6 protein-coding genes and 1 pseudogene are annotated in these 7,281 nt (G+C 64.7%); all 7 read right to left on the reverse strand.

Going from position 1 to position 7,281, the window contains the following annotated elements; all coding sequences use genetic code 11:
* Window positions 1-93: 93 nt before the first annotated feature.
* On the reverse strand, window positions 94-1,734 hold the full coding sequence (locus A7K61_RS29935) for a BatD family protein (protein WP_069558976.1): 1,641 nt from the start codon (window positions 1,732-1,734) through the stop codon (window positions 94-96).
* Entirely contained in the window at window positions 1,731-3,470 is a 1,740-nt protein-coding gene (locus tag A7K61_RS29940) for a tetratricopeptide repeat protein (protein WP_044273429.1), read from the reverse strand. Before A7K61_RS29940 ends, A7K61_RS29935 begins: the two co-directional genes overlap by 4 nt.
* Entirely contained in the window at window positions 3,467-4,555 is a 1,089-nt protein-coding gene (locus A7K61_RS29945; protein ID WP_069558977.1) for a VWA domain-containing protein, read from the reverse strand. The genes A7K61_RS29940 and A7K61_RS29945 overlap by 4 nt, the downstream gene beginning before the upstream one ends.
* Complete coding sequence (locus tag A7K61_RS29950; RefSeq protein WP_003190798.1) at window positions 4,548-5,042, reverse strand: DUF4381 domain-containing protein; 495 nt, start codon at window positions 5,040-5,042, stop codon at window positions 4,548-4,550. The genes A7K61_RS29945 and A7K61_RS29950 overlap by 8 nt, the downstream gene beginning before the upstream one ends.
* The gene (locus A7K61_RS29955) at window positions 5,039-5,971 is read right to left on the reverse strand and encodes a DUF58 domain-containing protein (protein ID WP_044273431.1); all 933 of its coding nucleotides are present in this window, start codon (window positions 5,969-5,971) and stop codon (window positions 5,039-5,041) included. Before A7K61_RS29955 ends, A7K61_RS29950 begins: the two co-directional genes overlap by 4 nt.
* A 5-nt stretch (window positions 5,972-5,976) precedes the next feature.
* Complete coding sequence (locus tag A7K61_RS29960; RefSeq protein ID WP_032892134.1) at window positions 5,977-6,936, reverse strand: MoxR family ATPase; 960 nt, start codon at window positions 6,934-6,936, stop codon at window positions 5,977-5,979.
* A gap of 122 nt (window positions 6,937-7,058) precedes the next feature.
* Window positions 7,059-7,281 (reverse strand): annotated as a pseudogene (locus tag A7K61_RS33375) (hypothetical protein); the annotation flags it as partial.

Consider the following 7,281-nt stretch of genomic DNA (forward strand, 5'->3'; position numbering starts at 1 on the left):
CTGCTGCTACAGGCTACAAAGTTGTGTAGATACCTATGGCCTTCGCGGGCAAGCCCGCTCCCACAGGGTTTTGTGGTGTTGGTTGAGGCTGGGTTATTTGGGGTAGAGCGGCGGTAAGCTGGTGGTGTCGGTCGCCGGGTCTTGCTCGCGTTCGGCCACGGGGATGGCTTTGATCGCACGCCACAGGTCATCACCCAACCAATATTGGCCGCTTTCGCTGTACAACGCGCCATTCAAACCATCCAGGGCATCCGACAACGGCACAAACCGTGCGGCCATGTCGGCCAGGGTTTCGGGTTGTTGCCGCGCCCAGGCGTCGAGGGCCTGGCGGGTGGCGTGGGGGTCGTTGGCCTGGGTGGCGCGCTTGAGGTCGTCGAGCAGCGTGCGTGGGCTGGGGCCGGTTTGGGCGGCGCGTTGTACCGCCGGTTGCCGGCGTGCGCGCCACCACAGGCCAAAGCCCAGCAGGGTGGTGCAGGCAAGTATCAGTGTGCTCAGTTGCCACAGCCACAGGCGGTCATCGTCGGGTGCGGTGATGATGGTCGGTGTCGCCGGGGTGTCTACCACCAGGCTGGGGTTCACCGCCACGTGCACGGTGCGCGCCGGCAGGCTGGTGCGTTCCAGGTGATCTTCGTGGGTGTTCCACCACACCACTTCCACGGCGGGCAGTTCCAGCTCGCCGGCGCGGGTCGGCACCAGGGCTTCGCGGTCTTCACGGCTGCCGGTCAGGCCGCGGTCGCTGGTGCGGTTAGCCATCACCGGTTGGTCGGGGTAGCGGCGCAGGCCGTTGACCTCGGTGCCGGGCAGCGCCGGCAATTGTGCGCTCGACAGGCCTTCGGCCTCCACGGTCAGGCTGCGGGTCAGGGAATCGCCGACTTGCACGTGGTCCGGCGTGGGGTTCCAGCTTTCGCTCAAGGTCAGGCTGCGTGCGGGCAGCCAGGGGGCGTCGGCGGGGTAGGCGTCCGGTTTGGGTTTGACCGTCAAGGGCAGAGGCGCGGAGCTGACGTGAATCATCTTGCCCGGCTTGGTGCCCTGCAGGGTGTTTTCCTGGGGCGGGCGCGATTCCACCAGGGTGGCGCTGAAGGTCTGCGCCGGAATCACTACCGAGCCGCTGTGTTGCGGGTAGAGGGCGTAGCGGGTTTCGATCACGCCATGGCGGATGCTGTTGATGACCTTTTCATAGGTGCGTGATTCGCCCAGTTGTTCGACACGCGCATCCGGTATCTGCAAGGGCGTGAGGCTGCTGTCGTCATACAGCGACACCGAGTGGTACACGCGCACGGTCAACAGGGCCTGGGCCTGCACGTATACGCTGGTCTGGTCGAGGTTGGCTTCGATGAACACCGGGGCCAGTTCGGCGCTGGTGTTCTGGCTGGCGCTTTCCACCACTTGCAGGGTGATCGGCTGAGTCTTGAGCGCGCCTACTTGCAACGGCGGGATGACCACGTTGCCGTTCACCTTGGGCAGCAGGGTGATGATCCAGCGGGTGGTGGCGTGGTTGTCGCCGTCCAGCGTGGTGAGTTGGTTGATCTGTCGGGTGCCGCTGACTTCGAACTGCGCATCCAGGGGCGACAAGTCCGGTTTGCCAAACTGGGTCACATCACTCGATTGCACCGTCAGCTCCACCGTTTCCCCGGAGTTGAGGCGGCTGCGGTCTACGCTGGCGACCAGGTCCGCCGCCTGGGCGTGGCCTGCCGACAGCGCGAGCAGGAGCAAAAGGGTGGTGCGGCGGCTCATCGAGTGGTGTCCTGATGTTGTTGCTGTTCGTACCAGAATTTGCGTCGCAACAGCTCGCCGGGGTTGTCCGGGATCTCCTGCAACCATTGCTCCAAGGCCTGGCGGCGCTCGCCTTCCAGGCGTGTGTCGGCGGGGCGCAGTGGCGGCGTGGTGGTTTGCTCGTCGCCCAGTTCGCTGCCTGGCACTTCGTTGCCGCCTGGCTGTGGCGTAGCGGCTGTCTGAGTCTCACCGGTGCCGGCTTCGCCCTGGCCGTGGGACGACTGCTCGCCACCCTGGGCCGTTTGTGCGCTGGCACCCGGTTGCGCAGTTTGGCCGGGTTGGGAGGTTTCGTCATCTTCGTTTTTTGCCGGCGGCTCTGCCTCGGGCTGTGCTTGCTGCTGCATCAGGGTTTCAACCAGGGCTTTGTTTTTCAGTGCCGGTTGCAAATCGGGCTGGGCTTCCAAGGCTTGTTCATACGCATCAATGGCCGCTTCAAGCTCACCGGCCTTGGCCAGAGCATTGCCACGGTTGTAGTGGGAATAGGCGTCGCTGCCTTGGGCAAACCGCTTGATGGCCTCGGCGTAATTGCCGGCTTCGTACAGCGCCACGCCTTGCCACTGTGGGTCCTGGAAGTGTTCGGCGGCTTCGGCCGGGCGTTTGTGCTTGAGCAGGTACTGGCCTTGTTGGTCGGGGCGCAGCCACAGGTCCTGCAGCCCGAAGGCGTAGCTGGGTTGCGGCACGCCCATCAGCAATAAGGGCAGGCAGAACAGCCAGCCGCGACGCCCGGCGCACGCGGCCAGCAGCAACAACGGCAAGAGCAGCCAGTAACCCTGGTCGGCCCAGGTGTCCAGGCGCAGTCGTTGGCCGTCGTCGCGCAGCGCTTGGGCGCTGTCGAGCATGCCGAGTTGGCGCAGGTCCTTGTCATCCAGGCGCGCCGCACGGTAGCGGCCGCCCATTTCGCTGGCGAACGCCTTGAGGGTCGGGCTGTCTAGACGCGGCACCAAGATCGCGCCCTGGTCGTCCTTGAGAAATTCGCCGCTCTCCTGAGTCACCGGCGTGCCTTCGCGACTGCCGATGCCGAGGATCGACAATGTCGGAGCCTGGGCACTTTGCAGTTGCAGGCGGATGCCTTGGCGCTCTTGTTTGGACAGTGAGGAACCGATCAGCAGCAGGCGCCCCTGGCCGAGACCGCCTTGCTTGAGCAACCCCAGGGCTTTTTCCACGGCCAGGTCGGCTCGATGGCCGGGCTCGGGCATGATCGAGGGGCGCAGGGCTTCCAACAGGTTGCGGCTGGTGGCCAGGTCATCGGACAGCGGCACCAAGGTATGGGCGCTGCCGGCGTACACGATGATGGCTGTTTGCGCATCGGTGCGCGCTTGCAGCAAGTCATATAGCTTGCGCCGTGCCTGCTCCAGGCGGTTGGGCGGGCTGTCGGTGGCGAGCATTTGCGGGGTCAGTTCCAGCAGTACCACCAAGGGGTCGGAAGGTTTCTGGCTGGCCTGTTCAACCCGTTGCCAACTGGGGCCCAGCAACGCCAGCACGGCCAACAGCCAGGCGATGCCGAGCACGACCCACGGCGATTTACTCTCGCGGCCATTGCCACCACTGAGCAACTCGGCATGGAACGCCGGCGGCAGGATCATCTGCCAACGCCCGGCGCGCTTTTGCCGATGCCATAGCTGCCACAGCAACCAGCCAAGCAGGGGCAGCAACAACAGCCACCAGGGGCGCAACCAGTGCGGCCACAGGGCGATCATCGACGCCTCCGCAAACGCAGGCGCTGCAGACGCTGGCGCCATTCAGGGTGTTGCTGCAAAAAGATGCTCCTGCTCGATAGTCGATTGAAGGCGCGCTGCAAGGCGTTGTTCGGCCAGCGTTCCTGCACCACCAGCAACAGGCTCAACACCAACGCCAGGGCCAATGGGCCGCCGTACAGCGCCTGGGCCGGTCGGGCCTGGGTGGGTTGTTGCTCCACCGGCTCAAGGGTGTCGAGGGTGTCCTTGATCTTCAGCAGTTCCTCGCCGTCACGGGCGCGGAAATACTGGCCGCCGGTGGCCTCGGCCAGTGCCTTGAGCGCCGGTTCGTCGAGGTCCAGGCTCGGGTTGACGCCAAGGATGCCCAGGGAGCCGGTTTGCTCGGGGTCGGCGCCGATGCCGATGGGGTAGATTTTCACGCCTTCCTCGGCCGCCAGGCGCGCGGCGGTCAACGGGTCGATCTGCCCGGCATTGTTGGCACCGTCGGTGACCAGGATCAGCACGCGGCTTTGCGCCGGGCGTTGGCGCAGGCGCTTGAGGGTCAGGCCGATGGCGTCGCCGATGGCGGTGTTCTTGCCGGCAATGCCGATGCGTGCCTCATCCAGCCAGGTGCGCACGGTGCGCCGGTCAAAGGTCAGGGGCGCTTGCAGGTAGGCTTGGCTGCCGAACAGGATCAGGCCCACGCGGTCACCTTCACGCTCCTCCAGAAAATCTCCCAGCAGGTGTTTGACCAGGGCCAGGCGGCTCACGTCTTCGTCCTGCCAATGCATGTCGGGAAAATCCATGGAGCCGGAGACGTCCACCGCCACCAGCAGATCCCGGCCGCTGGCAGCAATCGGTAAGGGTTCGCCCAGCCATTGCGGGCGGGCGGCGGCGGTCAACAGCAGCAACCACAGCACCACGAATGGGGCTTGCTGGCGCCAGCCTGGCAGGTTGACGCGGGCACGGCGGCGGGCCAGGCCCTCAAGGTCGCTGAGGTAGCTGACTTTGAGCGCCGGTTCGCCGCTGTCGGCCACGGGCAGCACCAGGCGCATGATCCACGGCAATGGCAACAGGGCGAAGATCCACGGCCAGGCGAACTCAAACATGTTTGCGAATCCAGGTGTCGACGGCTTGGGTCAGGCCAGCGATGGCTTTGTCGTCGAGCTTGCATTCGGGCTTATAGGCGCCTTCCACCAACACCATCCAGCGCGTCAGGCCGGCGGCGGGGCAGCGGTTATCCAGGAAGGCCAGCCATTTGCGCCCGTTGAGGGTGTGGCTCTGGCTATAAGGGTAGTCGTTACGGCACAGGCGCTTGAGCAGGCCGTTGAGTTGCTGCAACCAGGCGCCAGCCGGCGCGCCGTCGTAGGGCTTGGGCATCAAAGCCAGCTCGGCCAGGGCGGCGATACGCAACGGGTCCAGCGGTTGTTCGGCACGCGCCACGGGGCGGCGGGCCGGCAGGAAACGGCGCAGCCACCACAGGCCCCAACCGAGCAGGGGGATCACCAGCAGCAACAGCCACCAGCCGGGCGCAGGTGGCCAGAAGCCAATGGCGGGCGGGGCGATCAGCGGTTGCAGTTGGTCCAGGCTGCTCATGGTTTTTTAACCGGGCGTTGCGGGTTGAGGTATTCGCGCAGTTGCTCGACCATTTCACTCTGGGTGCTCAAGGGCATCAACAACAGCCGCAGTTTTTGCGCGAGCAGTTCCCAGCGGGCGATGCGGGCTTCGGCCTGGGCCTTGTAGGCCTGGCGCAGGTCGATATTCAGGGTGTCCAGTTCCAATTGCGCGCCTCTTTGCGCGAAACGCAGCAGCCCGGCGGCGGGGAGGGCGTGGTCCAGCGGGTCGGAGATCGGTAATAACAGCAGGTCGCAATGGCGCGCCAACAGGCTCAACTGTTGCTCGGCGCCTTCGGTGAGGGCGCGCTCATCGCAGATCACCACCACTAGGCTGCCCGGGCGCAGCACCTCGCGGCCACGGCGCAAGGCCATGCCCAGGGCGTCGGCTTCCGGCTGACGCTCGGTGTTCAGGCTCTGGTTGACCCGCACGAGCCGGTTAAGCAGTTGCAACAGGCTTTGCTTGCTGCGCCGTGGCTTGATCTCGTAGTGCTCGCTGTCGCCGAACACCAGTCCGCCCACCCGGTCGTTATGGCCCAGGGCGGCCCAACCGATCAGGCTGGCGGCCTGGGCGGCAAGCACCGACTTGAACATTTGCCCCGAGCCGAAAAACAGCCGGCAACTTTGCTCCACCATGATGAAAATCGGCCGTTCGCGCTCTTCGTGGAACAGCTTGGTGTGCGGCTCCTGGGTACGCGCCGTCACGCGCCAGTCGATGGTGCGCACGTCGTCGCCGGCCTGGTACACGCGCACCTGGTCAAAATCGACGCCACGCCCGCGCAGCTTGGAGTGGTGCAGGCCCACCAGCGGGCTACGTTGACCAGGCGTGGAGAACAACTGCACCTCACGCACGCGGTGGCGCATCTCAATCAATTCACTGAGGGTTACGCGGATTCCATCGCTTGCGTTCATCGACTTCAAGCGACGGCAACGACGTCGAGAATGCGTTGCACCACGCGGTCCTGGTCAACACCGGCGGCTTCGGCCTCGAACGACAGGATGATGCGGTGGCGCAGCACGTCGAACAGCACCGCCTGGATATCTTCGGGGCTGACGAAATCGCGACCGGCCAGCCAGGCATGGGCGCGGGCGCAGCGGTCCAGGGCGATGGAGCCTCGGGGGCTGGCGCCGTAGGCGATCCACTCGGCCATTTCCGGGTCGAACTTGGAAGGGGTGCGCGTGGCCATCACCAGTTGCACCAGGTATTCCTCCACCGCATCGGCCATGTACAGGCCGAGGATTTCCTTGCGCGCGGCGAAGATGGCCTGCTGGCTGACTCGGCGTTCGGGCTTGGTTTCGCCGTTGAGCGCTTCGCCACGGGCTTGCTGCAGGATACGGCGCTCGACGGCGGCGTCCGGGAAGCCGATCTTGACGTGCATCAGGAACCGGTCCAACTGGGCTTCGGGCAGCGGGTAGGTGCCTTCCTGCTCGATGGGGTTTTGCGTGGCCATCACCAAAAACAGCGGTGACAGTTCGTAGGTGCTGCGGCCCACGCTGACCTGGCGCTCGGCCATGGCCTCGAGCAAGGCCGACTGCACCTTGGCCGGGGCACGGTTGATTTCGTCCGCGAGCACCAGGTTATGGAAGATCGGCCCTTGCTGGAACACAAAGCTGCCGGTTTCCGGGCGATAGATCTCGGTGCCGGTGATATCGGCGGGCAACAGGTCGGGGGTGAACTGGATACGATGGAACTGCGCTTCGATCCCTTCGGCCAACTCCTTGATCGCCTTGGTCTTGGCCAGCCCCGGTGCGCCCTCGACCAGCATATGGCCGTCAGCGAGCAGGGCAATCAGCAGGCGATCGATGAGTTTTTCCTGGCCGAGAATCTGCGTAGAAAGAAAGGTTCGCAGCGCAAGCAGCGCTTCACGATGTTCCATCGATGACGGTTCCTGGAAAAGATGAGCCTGGGTGTTGTGACAAAACACCGGGCCTGGGGCGTTTACTTTAATGCATCGCGGGGTGCGGCGACTAACGGCTTGATGGGTATTTTTGGCGAAACTTACAGGATTGCGGTGCGCAAGGCATAACGGCTGGGTAGGTAGAGCACGATCACTGTGGGAGCTGGCTTGCCTGCGATCCAGTCAACTCGGTGATTCAGGCACACCGAGTCGATACCTTCGCAGGCAAGCCAGCTCCCACAGTCGACCGCGCCCGGCCACACACTCCACGATGCGAAGCGAGCCGCTCTTGATCTGCTTTTGATCTTGATCTTCGGCGCCCCG

Origin of the sequence: Pseudomonas sp. AP42, assembly GCF_001728935.1 — a bacterium.
Classification (GTDB): domain Bacteria; phylum Pseudomonadota; class Gammaproteobacteria; order Pseudomonadales; family Pseudomonadaceae; genus Aquipseudomonas; species Aquipseudomonas lactis.